Raw genomic sequence first — 17,656 nt, forward strand, 5'->3', positions numbered from 1 at the left:
AATCTTGTTCAAAATGCGAAAATTTTCGCAAAATGCGAACAATACCACCCACTCTGCAACAACCCGCAGACCGTTAAATTTGCGATAAGCATTATCACGCCGGAAAAACCGGCGTTTCCCAAAACTGGCACGGCAATTGAAGTGATTGTTCCGAACCAGTTTGGGAATTGCAACATGATCGCCGCACCATCAGATAAGCAGCATAGCAGCAAGCGCTCCATCATAGAGGGTCTCTTGGCCTATGGATCGGCAGAACTGGTCAATCGCATTGTCCGGATACTGGTTGTCGTCATCATCGCACGCCAGCTGGTTCCCGAACTGGTCGGTGTCGCGGCACTGACCCTCAGCCTTTTCGAACTGACCCGGGTGATTGCCAATATCGGTGTGGGCCAGAAAATCATCGCGGCTCCGGACCAGACCCTCGAAGCGGTCTGCAATTCGGCCAGACGCATATTCTGGTTCTGGTGCTCGATGGTGGCCTGCATTCAGCTGGTTGTTGCCGTGGTGCTTTTCACTTTCTTTCAACAGGGCCTGGCCGCACAGATGCTGGCCGTCCTGTGCGGCGTCTATTTTTTCATGCCCGGCGGTCTGGTCCAGTGCTTTCGTCTGATGCGTGCCAGAAAAATGGCGACTGTCGCGAAAATCGGCGCGGTCCAGACAATTTCCGACCATTTGCTCACCGGCGCCCTGATACTCGCCTGGGCCAACCCTTGGGCAATCATATTGCCAAAGCTGCTCACAGCCCCGCTATGGCTGGTCATGATGCGACGGGCAGAGGACTGGTCCGTCAACCCGGTCCATGGTTACGCCAACCGGTCTGAGATGATCAATTTCGGCGCGGCCGTGCTGGCGACCGATATAATGCTCGCCCTGCGCAACAATCTCGACAAGCTGATCATCAGCGCGCTGCTCGGCGTTTCCGCTCTTGGCAGCTATTATTTTGCCTTCAACGCCGGCATCGGCATTATCGGCACGCTGGCCACCGCATTTGGCACAGTGATCTACCCTTATTTGTGCAACCAGAAATCGCTGGCTGATGCCGGCAGCACCTTGCGTTTCATTCTCGGCGCCGGACTGATCATCTTCAGCGGCCTGTCACTCGCACAATATATTCTGGCACCCATTTATATACCGCTGATTTTTGGAGAAAAATGGCTCCAGGCCATACCACTGATCCAGATCCTGTCACTCGCCGGCATCCCGCTGCTGCTCGGAGCCATCGCATCCGCCTATCTGCGGGCATCGGGCCGAGCGGCTCTCGATGCATGGCTCGGCCTTGCGGTCTGTGTCGCGGCGCTCTCGGCGATGTTTGTCGGCGCTCATTTCGGGCTGCAGCAAGCCGCAGCAGGCTGGGTGATCGGCACAGCCTCCGTCATCTCGGCATATTCCCTCGTCATCATGACCAAATTTTTTAAAACCGAACAGGAAATTTCCCTATGAACCATCCTCATTTTTCCGTGATCATGCCGGTCTATAACGCCGCATCGCATCTTTATGCGACGATAGAATCTGTTCTGACGCAGACGGACGGTGACCTTGAACTTATCCTGGTCGACGACGGCTCAACCGACGAAAGCCTGTCGATCATGTTGTCGCTGGCCGGCGAGGACGACCGGATAAAGCTGCTTGCACAATCCAACAAGGGTGTGTCAGCCGCTCGCAATCTCGGCCTTGCTCAGGCTCGGGGCAAGCTTGTTGCCTTCATTGACTCGGATGATCTGTGGAAAGCCGAGAAGCTCGAGATGCATGGATATTTTCATGCCAAGCACCCCCAGGTCGCTGCAAGCTACGCCCAGATCGCCTTCATCGATCATGACGCAAAACCGGATGATAAAGCGAAGACCTATTCCACGGTCACAACCGCTCCATTGTCTGTGGAGCAGGTGATTGCGGAAAACCCGACCTGCACCATGTCGAACCTGGTGGTGGCAAAAGCGATCATTGACGCCGTCGGCGGCTTTCGATCGGAAATGTCCTATGCCGAAGACCAGGAATGGATCGCCCGCATCGTCTCGCATGGTCATGAAGTCTGCGGACTGGATCATCATCTCGTTGATTATCGTATGAGCCCCAATGGCCTGTCGGTCGATCTGCCGGCCATGTACGCCGGCTGGCGTTCGCTGGCGAGCCAATATGCAGATAGCGGCACCGTGCTTGCCGCCGAAGCGATTTATTGCCGCTACCTGTCCCGTCGGGCGCTGCGGGCGGGTGCCCCGGCGAGGGTCGCCCTGTCCTACGCAATGCAGGGGATAAGGTCGGACCATCTGGCGTTTCTGAAAGATGCCCGGCGCGGCTGGCTAACCCTGATCAGTGCGGTTGCTGCCCTGCTGATCCCGCGCTCCGCCAGAATTCACTTCTTTGCCTGAACCCTATTCTTGAAAAAGGACAATCCTATGACCAAACCATCCATCTCGATCATCATGCCCGTTTACAATGTCCAGCGCTACGTCGCCGCGGCGATTGAATCCGTGCTTGCCCAGACATTTGGCGATTTCGAACTTGTCATTGTCGATGACGGCGGTTCAGACAGGAGCGTGGAGATTTGCGCATCTTATGCGGATCCGCGGATCCGGATCATATCCCAGAGAAACCGCGGTCTTGCCGGCGCACGCAACAGCGGCATATCGGCCGCGCGCGGCGAATATATCGCGCTGCTCGATGCCGATGACAGCTGGATTCCGGAAAAGCTCGCGCTGCACAAAATCCATCTGGACAACAACCCTTATGTAGGCGTCAGTTACTGCGGTTCGCGGTTCATGGATGCAGAAGGAACGCTGCTCCGTCAAGCACAGCGTCCGAAGCTGGAAAATATTACCGCCCGGGATATCCTGACCCGCAATCCCATCGGCAACGGATCGGCTCCGGTAATCCGAAAGTCGGCTCTGGCCACTATCGCGTTCGAACATCCTGACGAGCGCGGACGCGAATGTTTCTTCGACGAAGGGTTTCGCCAGTCCGAAGATATCGAACTGTGGATCCGCATGGCGCTGACCGGCGGGTTCCGTTTTGAAGGGATTGACGGGTTGCTCACCCATTATCGGATCGTCTCCGGTGGCCTGTCGGCCAACATCGCTGCACAATATGACAGCTGGAACCGGGTGATGGTGAAGACCATGGCCCATGCCCCGGAATTTGTCGCCCGGTACGGAGACGAGGCGCGGGCATTTCAGCTCCGCTATCTGGCCCGTCGTGCGGTCCAGATGGGTGATGGAGCCTTCGCTCTCATATTGTTGAAAGAAGCTTTCGCCGTCTCGTTCAAGCCGCTTGTCAGAGAGCCCGTGAAGTCGGCATTCACTTTTGTCGCCGCCGCTGCCGCGCGCTATCTGCCGAATGATTTCGTGAACAGGCTCGCGGACGGCTGGACCGGCGGGAGGGTTCTGAGATGACCAGTTTGCCGAAAATCGTTCATCTGCTCGACGACCTGTCTATCGGAGGCGTGACGCGCAATCTCGCGCTGTTTCAGCACCCTGCCCTGCAACGCCATTATGAATGCTCGAGCGAAGAGGTTCATCCCGACTGGAGCATTGCGCCAAAAATGAATGCTGCGGTGATTGTCGTTCATTTCTCGATGAGTTGGAAGACCCTGCCCTTTCTCTACTCGCTCGCGGCGCGCAATGCACAGGCCAGGCTGGTGCTGGTCGAGCACAGCTATTCGCGGGAATGGGAAAATCTTTATGTCGCGGATCAGACCCGTTTCCGATCGATGCTGAAGCTGGCCCACAGGATGTTCGATCGGGTGATTTGCGTTTCTGACGCGCAAGCCGGCTGGCTTGAGGAATCGACCGGGCTCCGGGCCCCCAAGCGTCAGACCATATATCCCTGGAGCGACATGCAGGGCCTGGCGCAGCTGCCACGGCCGCATTTTTCGTTGAAAGCACCGCTAATCATCGGTGCCTATGGCCGGTTTGTCGAGGACAAGGGCTTTGAACGGCTGATCGGCGCGATCAATGCGCTGGGCGACCAGCAAGCGGTCGGCCTGTTGCTCGGTGGTTTTGGACCCGACGAGGACAAGCTGAGACGTCTGGCCGGATCAAATTCCAACATATCGTTTTATGGGCAGATAGACCGGGTCGACGACTTTCTCGCCAAATGCGACCTGGTTGCGGTCCCGTCGAAATTCGAAACCTATGGCCTGGTAGCCACCGAAGCACGCATGGCGGCCCGCCCGATCCTTGTATCCGGCGTTGGCGGGCTGTCGGAACAGGTCGGCGAGGCCGGCATGGTCACCGACTTCGGCGACGAGAAAGCTACGGTCAAACTGCTGGAAAACATCCGTCATCTACCGCTGGTCAAAATGTCGGTCTCGGGCCGCGACGCCTGCCTCGATATCACCGAACATCGCATCGAATCGTGGTTACAGCTGCTCGGGGATATCGCGTCCAGCCGGACCATGCCCCGCGCAGCCTAAGACGCCGGTCTGGTACAGACTCCCCGGCGGACAGCAACAGGGCCCCTGCGAAAGCGGGGGCTCTTTTTTTGCCTGCGGATACGCCACGCGCCCGACCGATAACGGCTGCCAATGCCAACCTTCTCATCCCCCCAGATCGGCTACTGCACATTCCGACAGCCAGATCAGGATATCGGAGGGATGGTAGGCCTGGCACACCGGTAGCGACTATTGTCTCAGCCGTTGGCAATGATGTCCGGCATCCCCATGAGAGCAAGATTGGATCGGTGGCAGGTCCCAGCCGCAGGATAACCGCGGACTGGCGAGATATCAGCTCGCGGTTCTGCGTTGTGTTGCAGCCTGAAGGGCCATGCCGATCAGCAGCAGCGCCGGCCAGTAAAGATAGGCCAGCGACTCCAGATTTTCGCCAAAACTGTACATGAACAGCAGCAAGGTCATGGCAAATCCCGTTTGGCCCAGACGGGAAAGCAGGGCCGAGCGCAATAGCAGAGCAAGAGTGATGGTCAGCGGCACCGCGAGCGCGAGCAGGCCGAGCAGACCCTTTACGAACAACAGCCCATACCAGCTGTGGTGGCTGCCGATCGGCATATATTCGACCAGATGGGGGCCCCGTTCGACAACGCCGTGGCCAAACCAAAAAGCTTCCGCCTGCCAGCGTTCCACGGCAATCCGGCCCAGCGTTTCCCGGACTCTGGTGGAGTCCGCGCGCGCGCCGGAAAATTCGGATTTGGCCATATCCAGCGCGTCAAGAATATCCAGTGCGAACCAGCCCGACAGCAGAACGATCGGCAATATGAGAAACCACAGGAGAGGACGGGTCGCCTGGCTGAAAAGCAGCGGTACGGGGGCGATGATGACCAGTCCGACAAGCGCCAGCCGCGACTGGGATAACAGAATCATGGCCAGAGCCGCGGCAATGCCCCAGTTTCTCCAGCGACGATCCTGCTCCTGACAGGCACAGATCAGATAGACCAGTCCTACCATCCCCGCCGCTGGCGACCAGGGTGCAAAAAATTGCCAGCGGGGCGCGCCCGATCCGGGCTCCAGCGTATAGAGAATGGTGGCAAAATATTCCGGTCCGGATCCGCCGATAATCTGAAGCGGCGAAACCCACAAGGTCGCCGGCAATCCGGCAAAGGGCGCGACAAGAACGAACGGCAGCAGCATGATCGTATATTTGCCGGTCCGGCAAATGGCACGATAGACAATTTCCCGCCTGATCGGCAGCACCGCACCGGCAAAGATGAACAATGCAATGAGCAGCCATCCCTTGGCCCAGCCTATGGAAGATTTGATGGTTGCACCGGTCCCGAGGCTGAAATTGAGATGCCCGGCGATCAATATCACCAGCATGACCGTCATTGCGACAAGCCAGACAGATATTGGCCAGCGCGGCATCTGCAGACGCTTGGACTCGGGCAAGACTGGACCGATATAGTAGAAATATAGCGCCTGCAGGCAAAGCACACAGCCGAGCACCGGCCCCGCAATATAGAGCCCGCCTACCAGCCATAGAAGCCATGTCGCCAATATGGTGTAATAGACTAGATATTCGGAGCTATTCTGCGGATGATCGGCTGTCTGAACCATAGCAATGCCAGTCCTACAAGAATGATGATAGTCGCGCCTGTCGCGCCAGCCAGAGCCAGCAGGACCGAGGGGCTCGACGGCGATAGCGGCAAGGAAGGTTGCTCGAGTGTCTGGACCAGCGGGTAAGATGCAAAGGGATCCTGCTTGTTGGTGTCAACCCGCGCCAGCGCCGAGGAAAAAACGGCCTCTGCCACGCGGTGGTCCCGCACAAGATCCGCCAGTTGCGAAGCCTGTTTCACCAGTTCACCGCTTTTCAGCGACTCATTGGAAATATCCTTGCGGATTTCAGCAAGGCCAGCCTGTGCGCCTGCGCTCTGCGAATTCGCGACGATCATGCCCTGCATCATGTTGGCTCTGCCGTCCGCGACCGCGATATCGACATTTTTCAGAATTGCATTGGCGCCCAGTCCGGTCAGTTCGCGACCGCGACGCACCAGCGCATTTTTCAGCAGGTCCCGTTCGGATCTGGCCTGCACCATATCACCATGATTGTCGCCAAGCGTCGCTTCCTTTTCCCGGGTATCGACTTCCACTTTGGCATATTGATCGGCCAGCTGCTGAAACACCGGGTCCGAACGCAGCCGCAGCGCGCTATTGGCCCCGTTCACGCTCTTGCCGAGTATCGAAGCAAAACGGCCTGATTCCGCGGATTTCTGGCGCAATATTATGCGGGCTTCCCGCTCCTGCTGGCGCAGCGCATCCATATTGGCAATCCGGGTATTGAACTGGTCCAGGGAAACCAGCCCGGTTTTCGCCTGAAAATCAAGTAGCGCCTGTTGCGTCGTCCGGACTTTCTTTTCCAGCACGACGAGGTTTTTATTGTCGGAATTTTCCCGCATTTCCGCTTCGTTTTTGCGCAGTTCATCGAGCTGGTTGAGAAATGTGTCTTTCAGGGCAAGCGCGCGTTTGTTCGCCTGTTCGCCGCTCGCGCCCACCACTTCCACCTGGATCAAGTTGGTCTGGTCGATCAGCTTCACATTGGGCGCGGGAAACCGGTCCATCTCGTCACCGGATTTCTCGGCGCTCTGCCGCAAGGTTTTATCTGTCATCAACAGACGCTTGTAATTCTCGGTCGGGCTTAGGGTCGCGCTGGAAAAGGCCGATGAAACGGATGATTGCGCCTGTCCGATACTTTCCACGTTCAGAGACCCGCCAGCACCCGAACCCGGCAGGATCAGGGTGAACTTGCTGCGATACTGATCGGGAGCCAGCGCCAGAAACAGACCTGTCAGAACCCAGATTACCACGATCCAGACAGCCGCGGTCTTCAGATAGCGTTTGTGGCGCAGGCGCATCGGCCGGCGGTTCTTCAAAGCGTGCCAGAGCCGTGTGTGCAGGCCCGGCTGCTCGATGAATTCCTGTTTCATGATCAGTCCAGATTCTTCAGCAGAAAATAGGGGGATGCGGTTTCGCCGACCAGGCTGATCACATCGCGCATATTCATCGCGAAACTGTCATAGCAGGCAAGGCTGTCCCCCGGCATGAGATAAGGATCCCTGCCGTCACGATCGTCCTGACGGACCAGTTTTTCAACCGAGCGCTGGATCACCACCGATTGGCCGCTGATCGGGTTGCGGGACATCAGCACTACTTTTCGCGCCGCGTTCATCGCCGATCCGCCAACACAATTGGCGGCCACCATCGCCTGGGACAACCGTGTACCATATGGCAGGTTGGTCGCGTCGCGGTTTATCGCGGACGAGGCGTTGTTGCTGGCTGGCCGAGACAGGTTGGACATATAGACCCTGATCCCCGGAGCCGTGATTTGCGATGGTTTGACCAGATCATCCTGAAAACAGGCCCGCGATCCGACAATCACCCGGTCGTTAGCCGTCAGCGCGATATCCTCAATTGCGCTGCCATAGATCGCGCCATTCAAATCTATCTTCGTCCATTGCTTTCCCCGAACAAGATATACAGCGGAGAGATCGGCATCGGGCCGGACACCCCCGGCGGCGCGCAATGTGGTCGTCAATGACCGGTTCGCATTGCTGTCGCCGGAATCGCTATTGCTCAGATTGACACCGCGGGTTTCCGGATTGCGTTCGCCCACCCGGATCATTCCCGGCTCGAACACCGCGCCGCTGACGGCAACGCTAATTCCGCCCAGTTCGAGCAGTTGCAGCCGGACGCTGTTCCGCAAGCCCCGGATGAGCCCCGCCTCGACCAGTTCGCTTGCAATGGCCCTTTCCGCCTCGACGATGGACCGTCCGGCCAATAGGATTGTTACACGACCGTCCAGCGTGATCGTGCCGTTCGCGGCCAGCACATAGGTTCGTGACAGGCTGTCCTCATCGCCGGCCACTTTCAAACGGACCCGATCGCCGGATGCCAGAAGATCCGGAGTGCTGGCAAACATATGCGATGCGACCTGGCCGCCCGCAAGCAGATCAGCCGGAGTCATCGTCGCGTGGCATGAGCGAAAGCCCTCGCCGGTCGCTTCGACCTGCTGCGGCGCATATTGGCTGCCAATGGCATTCGCCGGCCGTTCCATGGTCGCGCAGCCACCGAGAAGCGATGCCGTGATCAGGATTGCGATAGTCTTGTGGGTCATGATGTCACCTGCAAATTGAGTTCAGGTCATCCTTTGCAATCGCCGTGCCAGTAGCTGTTTTGCAGGACTTACGATGGTTAACATTCCGATAATGCGAATTATTCTGGTCGGTATTTGCAATTTGCAAAGGTTTTATCGCATATTGCGAATAGATCTTGTTGCAAAATGCAGGTCTTGAGCAAGACTTCGCGGAATTCAGCCATTCGCATTTTGGCATGGAAGATGCTTTGAACCGGTTAACAACCGGAATAAAAAGGAATGGAACAAGATGAAGGGTATAATTTTTACGGAATTGGTTCGGTTCATGGAACAGGTCCAGTCACCGGAATTCGCCGATCAGGTAATCTCCGGAGCCGCGCTTCCCAATGATGGTGCGTTTACCTCGATCGGCAATTATCCGGCAGATTATGCCCTCGCCATGGTTGGCCAGGCGTCCGAACAATCCGGTATCGAAGCCACCGAGCTCTGCCGTCTGTTCGGCAAATATCTCTATGATCGATTCAACATCTTATACCCGCATATCATGGAATCCTACAAGTCGGCCGAAGCACTGTTGACCCATGTCGGCAGCCATATTCATACCGAAGTCTGTGTGCTCTACCCCGATGCGCGGCCTCCCCAGGTCACGGCGGACGTACAGGAAGGCCAGACGGTCATTCGCTACCAGTCGCATCGCCCCATGGCCGCGATCGCCCATGGACTGGTCCAGGGATGCATGGAACATTATGATGACCGGCGTTCACTCGACTGGGAATGTGCCGTTGATGGGAAGTCGGCCATTTTCACGATAAAGGGATAAATTTGTGTCCAGTCACAAGATATTGATCATCGAAGACATCGCGTCGCTGTCGATCGCCTATGCGGGCCATCTGGAAACGGCGGGATTCCATTGCGTCATTGTCGACAATCTTGCCGATGCCAATATCGAACTGGGTCGCGAAGATTCCGGCTTTTCAGCAGTCTTGCTGGATTTGCAATTGCCCGACGGCAACGGTCTGGACTGGCTCGAGAATAACGGGGCTATCCTGTCGGAAGTCTCGGTGATCGTCGCCACGGCGGACGGTTCGATCAACCGGGCCATCGATGCGATGCGTCTCGGCGCCTATGATTTCATGGTCAAGCCGCTCTCCCCCACCCGTCTGGTAACGGTCATGAAAGGCGCTGTCGAAGTCACAAAATCGGTTCGTACCGATGAGGATAAGGCGCCGGAGAACGGTTCGGGAGCCACCGACTTTGCAGGTTTTATTGGCGCCAGCCCGCCCATGCAGGAAGTCTATCGCCAGATTAAGAATGTCGCCAATTCAAAGGCTACGGTGTTCATTACCGGCGAAAGTGGCACCGGCAAGGAAGTGTGCGCCGACGCGATCCACAAGGCGGGACCAAGAGCAAAAAAACCCTTTGTCGCGATAAATTGCGGTGCGATCCCCGAGGATCTTCTGGAATCAGAACTTTTCGGTCATTTGAAAGGCTCTTTTACCGGCGCGATCACGGATCGGGTTGGCGCGGTGCAGGCCGCACACGGTGGCACATTGTTTCTCGACGAGATTTGCGAAATGCAGTTGAAGCTGCAGGTCAAGCTGCTGCGCTTCCTTCAGACGGGTACGGTTCAGAGAGTGGGCGCAACCCAGGCCGAGGATGTAGATGTGCGCATCATCTGCGCGACTAACCGCAATCCGGCGCGGGAAGTCGAACAGGGGCGCTTCCGGGAAGATCTCTACTATCGGCTCGCCGTAGTTCCGATCGGCCTTCCCCCGCTGCGGGAAAGAGGCAGCGATATCACATTGATCGCCAATTCCTTCCTGATGCGATTTGCAGAAGAGGAAGGGAAGAAATTCCTGCCGCTGAGCGCGAGCCTGGCAGAAAGCTTCGAGCGCCACAACTGGCCCGGCAATGTCCGCGAGTTACAGAATCTGATGCGCCGGGCGGCAGTCATGTTTCCCGGCCCGCATCTGGACTCGAGCCTGCTGCCGGAATTTGTCGACCAGACCGCGCCGGTGCCCGAACGCCCCTCTTTAGCGCCGGAGCCGGCAATCGCGCGGGCAGCGTCTATCGATCCGGAACCGTTCGACGGGTTGAGCAAACTGGATGGCATGACATTGGACCAGATCGAGCGACTGGTCGTCGAACGAGCGGTTTGCAGATGCGATGGCAGCCTGACCAAAGCGGCGAGACAACTGGGCGTAAGCCCGTCGACGCTCTACCGGAAACGCGAAAAGTGGGATATGGCTGCGTCGGAAGCCTAACGCAAGCTAGTTCGACACGAGATAATAAGACACGGGGCGGCTCTCACTGGTCCGGATATCGATCTGATATCGCTCGGTGAACAGCGGCAGCCATTCGCAGTTCGCCGGCTTCAACGACGTAAGCCGGCTGCAGATTTTCCTTCCCTCGCCGTCACTAATCTCGATCGACACCGGTTTCGATGAAGCCGGCACCAGCGCCACAGATGCCTTTTTCCCCGCGAGAAATATCTGGTTGATACTGACCCGCGACGTTGCCGAGACCACCCCCTTTTTATAGGATGGACCTAGCGCCCTGCCGCGATAGACTGCTGGCGGAGTCGATGGATCGATCACGCTGGCCTGCCGGCTCCAGCTTTCCGACAGATCGTCATGCTGATCATCGTCCGGCCTGGCACCCAGATTGTCCAGCTTCCCGGCAGCCGCGCGCAACCCGGCCGCGTCGGCATTCCTCTGGGCCACCTGCCCGGCAATGATCGCGTCGGCCGTGCGAGTCACCGCGCTGGTAGCGTCCGGTGCCACGACAGGTTCGGACTGGGGCGGCGATGGTTTCTCAGCCACATTCGTTGCCCTGCCATTGCAGGCTGAGAGAAACCATAGCACCCCCGCCAGGGCCACAATCGACCGGTTCTTCACATCAGGCACTCCCTTCCGGTTTGATCTCGAACAACGCTCCCGGTCCGGCATCCCGGCAGACTATGATCAGCCCGTTCCGTTCGGCCAGCGCCTGTGAAAGTGCGAGACCGAGGCCGTGCCCCTGCGCCCCGTTGGTATCGATACGAACGAAACGCTCGAAAATCTTCTCGCGCATATTCTCCGGAACACCGGGACCATTGTCCCGCACAGTGATAACCGGCCCCGGTTGCAGGACAAGTTCGACCTCCCCGCCTTTGGGCGTATATTTCAGGGCATTGTCGAGCAGATTAGACAGAATTCGCTGGATATGGGCGGGATTGGCCATCATCTTGACCCCGGGCGCAATATCGGTGCCAAATTTTATTTCCAGATCCTCGGCGCTTTCGGCGAACAGTTCGGTGATTTCGGCTGCGATTTTCGAGATGTCGCACTCCGATAATCCGCTACGGTCCCCAATTTGAGCGCGACTCGAAGCTATGTCGAGCAGCGAATCCAGCATGGCGATAATATCGCGAATATCCTGCCGCGCCCGTCCGAGCGCTTCGCTGTGCAGCGGGTCCGTGCTCTGGCCGATGGCCGTGACCAGACGGTTGTCCAGATGCATCAGCGGCGTCCGCAATTCGTGGGCAGTGTGATCCGAAATATCCCGGTGCGCGGAAATCAGCGACGCAACACGTTCGATCATGGCATTGCCATGCTCCGATAACTGGTCCAGTTCGTCTCCCCGCCAGTCGACCGGGATGGTTGCGGCCAGATTGCCGCTGCCGATTTCGCGAAATGCATCATTCATGCTGTCAAGCCGGGTCCTGAGCCGGCGGGTTGCATAATGGCCGATCATGCTGAAGATCAGCACCAGCAGAACCCCGGCGACGAGAAAGGCGGTTCTGATCCGCGCCAGCAAGGCTGAACGAGCCAACGTGTCGCGCCCGACCAGCAGTTTCAGGTCAGGATTCAGCTGCGTGGCACGCCCGTAGACCTGCGTTCCGTCCGCCAGCCGGAAAAACCCTGCTTCGGAATTTTCCGACGACAGTTCCGGCCAGGAGTGTAGATTGCCAATGATTGCTCGCCCGCTTGGCGACGCGAGCAGATAATAGCGCTTGTCGTCAGGCGATTGCAATGCCAGCCGGTCCGAAATCCGCTGGCTCAGTTCGCTGCCGCCCCCGGTGATGTAAATATCGGCAAGACCGGCAATATCCGTATCGACGCTGCGCGCCATCTGCTCGCGGAATTCGCTTCGTACGATCCATTCCGTCATCGCGAACAGGGCTGCGGAAGACAATATCGACACGATGATGACGACCAGACTCAATCGACCGAACAAGGATGACAGTAATTTCATGATCAGACGGCGTGGAGCCGGTAACCTGCGCCCCAGATCGTCTCGAGCACCGGCTGGTCGAAACCTTCTTCGAGTTTGCGCCGGAGCCGCCCGACATTGACGTCTATGACGTTGGTCTGCGGATCGAATTTCAGGTTCCAGACGTTCAGCAACAGCATTTCGCGAGTGACGATCTCCCCGGCATTCTGCATGAAATACCGGAACAGATCGAATTCTTTGGGGCTGAGTGCGAGATGCCTGCCCTGGCGGTGCGCGGTTCGTGCCTTGATATGGCATTCCATATCACCGAAAATGATCACCGCGCTATGGGATTGCCCGCTGGCCCGCCGGTGCAAAGCCCGAACCCGTGCGATCAGTTCCTCTTGCTCAAACGGCTTGGCGAGATAGTCATCGACTCCGGCATCCAGGCCCTCGATCCGGTTTTCCGTGCGGCCCAAGGCCGACAGCATCAGCACCGGAATATCGACACCGGCCTCGCGTAATTTGCCGACAATCTCGATACCGCTCATGTCCGGTAGCATCCGGTCGAGAATCACGAGGTCGAATTGCGAACCGGAAGCTAGCCGCAGACCGTCACTCCCGTCAGCCGCCCAGACTGTTGTGGCGCCGGTCTTGGCCAGTGCGGCGGAAACCATCTCCGCCGTCTGCGCGTCATCCTCGATATGCAGAATGTTAAGACCCGGCATGAAATTGGCTCATCTTCAGATATGATTGATTCATGGCTAGACCCATAGCATCTTCAGCTCAAGATGGAGCAGTGACAAATGCTGTTAGAAAATGCCAACCAACAGTTTGCAAACATGCGTTTTCTTTCATAGAATTGGCGCGGACGCTTACCGGTTTCGACTTTTGCCAGCAATGGCCAGGCGATAATCAGCATTGTTGGAAGAGGTTGCAGAAAATGGCACTCAGATATTGGAAACTGGCTTTGTTGCTCTCCGCCGGAGTGCTGCCCGGCATCGCGCAAGCGGAAAATGGCGCGACGCTCAACGACAGAATGACGGCCTTGGTCGACCGCGATGTTTCGCGGCAACCAAGAGTTGCTATTGATGAAATCCGGGCGATGCTGGAAGAATCTCAATCCGACGAAGAGATCAGCACGCTCGCCCGGGCCGCAGCGCTGGGCGCTCTGGGCGGTGCCTATTTCTACATTCAGGATTTCGATGAAAGCCTCAGCAATTTCCGGGCCGCGGAAGCTCTGCTGGAAGCGGACAATTTGCACACCCACAAGCAGATGATCTCGATACTGAACAATATCAGCGTTGTTCTGAGCATGACCGGAAAAGCGGAAGAGGCGCTCGCGATACAACAGAAAGTCCTGGATATCCGGCGGGAAACCGAAGGGACAGAAAGCTCCGCCTATGCAGCGGCGCTGTTCAATATCGGTAGTACCAAATACCGGCTGGGCGACTATGAATCAGCCGTGGAAGAAATCCGGCAGGCCGTGAACATTGCGCGGGCCATCGAGAATCCCACCGACGCAGACAATACGCTGGCCGTGACCTATTGGATGTCTCTCGCTGCGGTCGTCAATGCAACGGGTAACACCGAACTGTCACTAAGGGAAAATCGCCTGGCTACCCAATATGCCGAGAACCGGCTGGGAAACCGCCACCCCGTCTATGCCGGAGCATTGAACAATCTGGGTTCGGCCCTGAGCAGCGCGGGACGCTGCGGAGAGGCGATCCCCCTGCTCCGCCGGGCGCTGGATCTGCGCAGTGAGATTCTGGGCCGCGACAAGCGTGATACGGCCATCACGCTGACCAATCTTGCCGACTGCCTGTCCAAAACCGAGCCAGGCCCGGATCAGGTGGCCATGTTCGATGAAGCCGCGCGAATTTTCGGGAGCAGTCCCGGCAACAGCCAGAACCGATTCACCGGCAACAGCCTTGCAAAAGCAGGATTGCTCAGCACCCGTCTCGGAAAGTTGCAACAAGGCCAGACCTATCTTGAGAAAGCGGTGACGCTAACATCGTCCGCGCTGCCGGACAACCATCCTGCCGTCGCCGAGCTGCGTCTGGAACTTGCAAACAGCTATCTGTTGAACAGGAATTACGATTCCGCTCGATCCGTCATGAACGAGATCGCAGCACAAGAGGATGTCGTCGCCAAATTTGCGGTAACCGAAAAATTCAAATTCGCATTGATGCAAACCGAGATTGCCAATGCATTGGGGCATATCGACAACAAGTCATCGGAGGCAGTTTCCGCCTATCGTGAAGTCCGCCAGAGCATATTGGATCGTGCCATATCGAGCGAGGAATATTTCGCGGATGATACCGGACTGACAGACCAGTTTGCGCGTTTTGCCGGTATCTTGGCCAGCGAAGGAAATATAGCGGGAAGTTTCGACACCATGCAACTGGCCCAATTCGCCGATTTGAGCAGCATATCGGGCAGTTTGACAGCCAGATCGATGGCCGAGAAAGCCGGTCTGGGGGACGAGGTCAGAAAGCTTCAGGACCTGGTGCAAAACGGCAAGAAAATTGATGCCAGCTTCACCAAGGCAACAACCGATGGCGACGCGCCCGGGCAAACCGCTCTTCTTCGGGAGCGGGAAGACAATAGCCGAGCGATTGCCGAATTGTCGGCAAGGATCGAAACCGCCCTTCCCCAATATTGGTCCCTGGTGAAACCCGAGCCGGTCGCCCTGGAAATGGTGCAAGCTTCGCTGGGGTCTGCGCCGCTCTTGATGGTCACCCCGGCGCTGGATGGTGTCTATGTCGCGGCGGTCACGCAGGATGACTATGTCTGGCACAAAACTACGGCCACACCCGGACAACTCAGGCAATGGGTTATGGACATCCGCAACAGCGTTGCCCAGACAAATGGCTCGACCACACACTTCGCGATGCAAAGCGCGCATGCTCTCTATCGCTATTATTTCCCGCCCAAGGTCGAGCAGCTGTTGCAGGACAAAAGCGAGATACATCTGATTAGCGCAGGTATTCTGGCGGCCATCCCCGCCTCGTTGCTGATCACCAAACCGGTGTCCGACCGGACCGCCGATGCGGAGATAGCGTGGCTGATCAAGCGTTTCGCCGTCAGCAATCCGATGAGCGTGAATGATCTCGTCCGGCCGCCAGCTGCCGGTGAACGGGAAATCCGTTTTGCCGGATTTGGCGCGCCTTCCCTTTCCGGTGCCAAAGACGGTCCGGTAACCTTTGCCAGTCTGTTACGGAGCGGAAATGTCGATATCAGCGAAGTGCGCGATCTTCCCAGCCTGCCGTCCGCCACGCTCGAGCTGAAAAATATCGGGGAAGCGCTGGGGCAAGACAGATCGCGGGTCGTCACCGGCAATGCCGCTACCGAAGCGCTGATCAAATCAATGGATCTGCGGCCTTATTCGGTTCTCGCCTTCGCGACGCACGGACTCGTTAGCGGAGAATTGCGGGGTTTGGGGGAGCCCGCGCTGGTATTCACCCCGCCGGAAAGCGACGACGGCAGGGACGACGGTCTGTTGACGGCTTCGGAAATCGGTCAATTGCGGCTCGACGCCGACTGGGTAATTCTGTCCGCCTGCAATTCGGCGTCCGGTTCCGGCATCGGCACGCCGACCTATTCTGGCCTTGCCAAGTCATTCGCCTATGCCGGCGCCAGATCTCTGCTTCTCTCTCACTGGCGCGTTCGTGACGATGCCGCGGCGAGATTGACGGTGGACACCGTCAAGAACGCCGCCGGCGGAATGGACCGGGCCAAAGCCTTGCGCCAGGCGCAACTGGATCTGATGGCCGACCCGACTGTCCCCGGAGCATCACATCCTGCCGTCTGGGCTCCATTCATCTTGATCGGCGACTAGAGCCGAGACAGAAGGGCGTCCTCCGGGATGGAGGACGCCCTTCCTAATCAGCGGTGTCCCTGCGCACGGGTCGCACTAGCGCAAGTCTTCGACTGAAACCCATCCTTTGGTGCCGTAATTGTCGGTAACTTCGACAAACAGACCGGCCTTGTTGCCGGTCGGAAGCAGTTCGGTATCCGCGCGCAGGGCCCGAACCTCCGCCGCCGTGGCCGAAGCACTGGCCAGCATTTTGGTTTCCACGGCTACCGTATAGCCGCTGCTGACGGCTGCGGGAGAAGCGACGGCCGCGGTCTGACGCACCGTTGCGAGAGCTCCGGCCTGCGAAGCCAGGCCATTGAACGCCTCGATAAATGCGCTGGTGACCATCTTTCCGTCTTTCGAACGGCCATATTGTCCAAACTGCCCCTGGCTGGCTGCAACCCAGTCGCTCCGGCCCAGGATCTTTATAGTCGATTTCTTGCTTTGCCCGCTGCCAGCGATCAATGTCTGGCCATTGGCCGGGTTCATCAGCCGCAAACCCGCCGTGATCGTCTTCTTCTTGCCGCCGAGACCGCCAAACATGCCCATCAGCGCGCCGCCCATCGGAACCTTGCTCAGAACGGTGCCGGCTGCGCCCGACCGTACCAGCCCCTCGGTCAGCGCTGTCTTGGCGACGTTCATTGTCTGGTCCACTTCCTCCTGGGAACCGGCAATGGCGGACATCAGATAGTCCGCAGGCTGGCCACCGGCACCGCTGTGCAGCGTGAAGCAACCCGATTCCTGAACGATCGCGCCAAGCATGCCGCGCGGACTGGACAGGCCGAATTTGCTCCAGCCCTGGGTGTCGCCATCGGTAATCGCGATCGTCCCATAGGAGGCCTCGCATTTTACCACTTCGACGTTTTTCTCTTTCGCGGCAGCTGGTGCCGCCGAAACAACAAGCGATGCAATCGCGGTGACCGCCAACATCGATGTAACTGGTTTGAATTTTGTCATGATTTCCGTTCCCCTTGCTCTCTGTGCAAAGAGAAATTGGCCGGAAGCCTGCCCTTTTGCCAGTTACAGATATTGTTAGAGACGTGACAGACGCTGTTAGATTCAGCGAACTCCA

Annotated in this window: 14 protein-coding genes; 7 read left to right on the plus strand and 7 right to left on the minus strand. The window is 57.7% G+C overall.

Translation table 11 applies throughout. The features are described 5' to 3' along the window. Positions 1-174 precede the first annotated feature (174 nt). The 4 genes from BOSE62_RS06600 to BOSE62_RS06615 are packed head-to-tail and all read left to right on the plus strand — an operon-like array spanning position 175 to position 4,408. A complete protein-coding gene (locus BOSE62_RS06600; protein WP_159643476.1) occupies positions 175-1,440 on the plus strand; it encodes an oligosaccharide flippase family protein in 1,266 nt (421 codons plus the stop codon). Further along, positions 1,437-2,366: a glycosyltransferase family 2 protein gene (locus BOSE62_RS06605; RefSeq protein WP_159643478.1), complete on the plus strand. Its 930-nt coding sequence runs from the start codon at positions 1,437-1,439 to the stop codon at positions 2,364-2,366. The genes BOSE62_RS06600 and BOSE62_RS06605 overlap by 4 nt, the downstream gene beginning before the upstream one ends. A 27-nt stretch (positions 2,367-2,393) precedes the next feature. Continuing rightward, positions 2,394-3,386: a glycosyltransferase family 2 protein gene (locus tag BOSE62_RS06610; RefSeq protein ID WP_159643480.1), complete on the plus strand. Its 993-nt coding sequence runs from the start codon at positions 2,394-2,396 to the stop codon at positions 3,384-3,386. Beyond that, complete coding sequence (locus BOSE62_RS06615) at positions 3,383-4,408, plus strand: glycosyltransferase family 4 protein (RefSeq protein ID WP_159643482.1); 1,026 nt, start codon at positions 3,383-3,385, stop codon at positions 4,406-4,408. Before BOSE62_RS06610 ends, BOSE62_RS06615 begins: the two co-directional genes overlap by 4 nt. Positions 4,409-4,717: 309 nt before the next feature. On the opposite strand, the gene BOSE62_RS06620 is transcribed toward BOSE62_RS06615, so the two are convergent. The 3 genes from BOSE62_RS06620 to BOSE62_RS06630 are packed head-to-tail and all read right to left on the minus strand — an operon-like array spanning position 4,718 to position 8,552. Next, positions 4,718-5,998, minus strand: coding sequence for an O-antigen ligase family protein (locus tag BOSE62_RS06620; RefSeq protein ID WP_159643484.1), 1,281 nt, complete (start codon positions 5,996-5,998; stop codon positions 4,718-4,720). Beyond that, positions 5,953-7,365 (minus strand): GumC family protein, encoded by a 1,413-nt coding sequence (locus BOSE62_RS06625; protein WP_159643486.1) that lies wholly within the window; start codon positions 7,363-7,365, stop codon positions 5,953-5,955. Before BOSE62_RS06625 ends, BOSE62_RS06620 begins: the two co-directional genes overlap by 46 nt. A 2-nt stretch (positions 7,366-7,367) precedes the next feature. After that, complete coding sequence (locus tag BOSE62_RS06630) at positions 7,368-8,552, minus strand: polysaccharide biosynthesis/export family protein (protein ID WP_159643488.1); 1,185 nt, start codon at positions 8,550-8,552, stop codon at positions 7,368-7,370. 268 nt (positions 8,553-8,820) lie between these two features. Between BOSE62_RS06630 and BOSE62_RS06635 the strand changes: the two genes are divergently transcribed. Then, positions 8,821-9,351 (plus strand): heme NO-binding domain-containing protein, encoded by a 531-nt coding sequence (locus BOSE62_RS06635; RefSeq protein WP_159643490.1) that lies wholly within the window; start codon positions 8,821-8,823, stop codon positions 9,349-9,351. A gap of 4 nt (positions 9,352-9,355) precedes the next feature. Then, entirely contained in the window at positions 9,356-10,795 is a 1,440-nt protein-coding gene (locus tag BOSE62_RS06640; protein WP_236553887.1) for a sigma-54-dependent transcriptional regulator, read from the plus strand. Between the two features lie 6 nt (positions 10,796-10,801). On the opposite strand, the gene BOSE62_RS06645 is transcribed toward BOSE62_RS06640, so the two are convergent. From BOSE62_RS06645 to BOSE62_RS06655, 3 genes are all read right to left on the minus strand, one after another. Next, a complete protein-coding gene (locus BOSE62_RS06645) occupies positions 10,802-11,353 on the minus strand; it encodes a hypothetical protein (protein ID WP_159643492.1) in 552 nt (183 codons plus the stop codon). Between the two features lie 76 nt (positions 11,354-11,429). Beyond that, the gene (locus BOSE62_RS06650; RefSeq protein WP_159643494.1) at positions 11,430-12,767 is read right to left on the minus strand and encodes a sensor histidine kinase; all 1,338 of its coding nucleotides are present in this window, start codon (positions 12,765-12,767) and stop codon (positions 11,430-11,432) included. Positions 12,768-12,769: 2 nt separating this feature from the next. Beyond that, positions 12,770-13,453, minus strand: coding sequence for a response regulator transcription factor (locus BOSE62_RS06655; protein ID WP_159643496.1), 684 nt, complete (start codon positions 13,451-13,453; stop codon positions 12,770-12,772). 215 nt (positions 13,454-13,668) lie between these two features. On the opposite strand from BOSE62_RS06655, the gene BOSE62_RS06660 reads away from it, so the two are divergent. Beyond that, positions 13,669-16,566: a CHAT domain-containing tetratricopeptide repeat protein gene (locus BOSE62_RS06660; RefSeq protein WP_159643498.1), complete on the plus strand. Its 2,898-nt coding sequence runs from the start codon at positions 13,669-13,671 to the stop codon at positions 16,564-16,566. Between the two features lie 75 nt (positions 16,567-16,641). Here BOSE62_RS06660 and BOSE62_RS06665 read toward each other — a convergent pair whose 3' ends face one another. Next, positions 16,642-17,541: an SH3 domain-containing protein gene (locus tag BOSE62_RS06665; RefSeq protein ID WP_159643500.1), complete on the minus strand. Its 900-nt coding sequence runs from the start codon at positions 17,539-17,541 to the stop codon at positions 16,642-16,644. Positions 17,542-17,656: the final 115 nt, after the last annotated feature.

The sequence above is a fragment of the Sphingorhabdus sp. 109 genome (genome assembly GCF_902506555.1).
Taxonomy (GTDB): Bacteria; Pseudomonadota; Alphaproteobacteria; order Sphingomonadales; family Sphingomonadaceae; genus Parasphingorhabdus.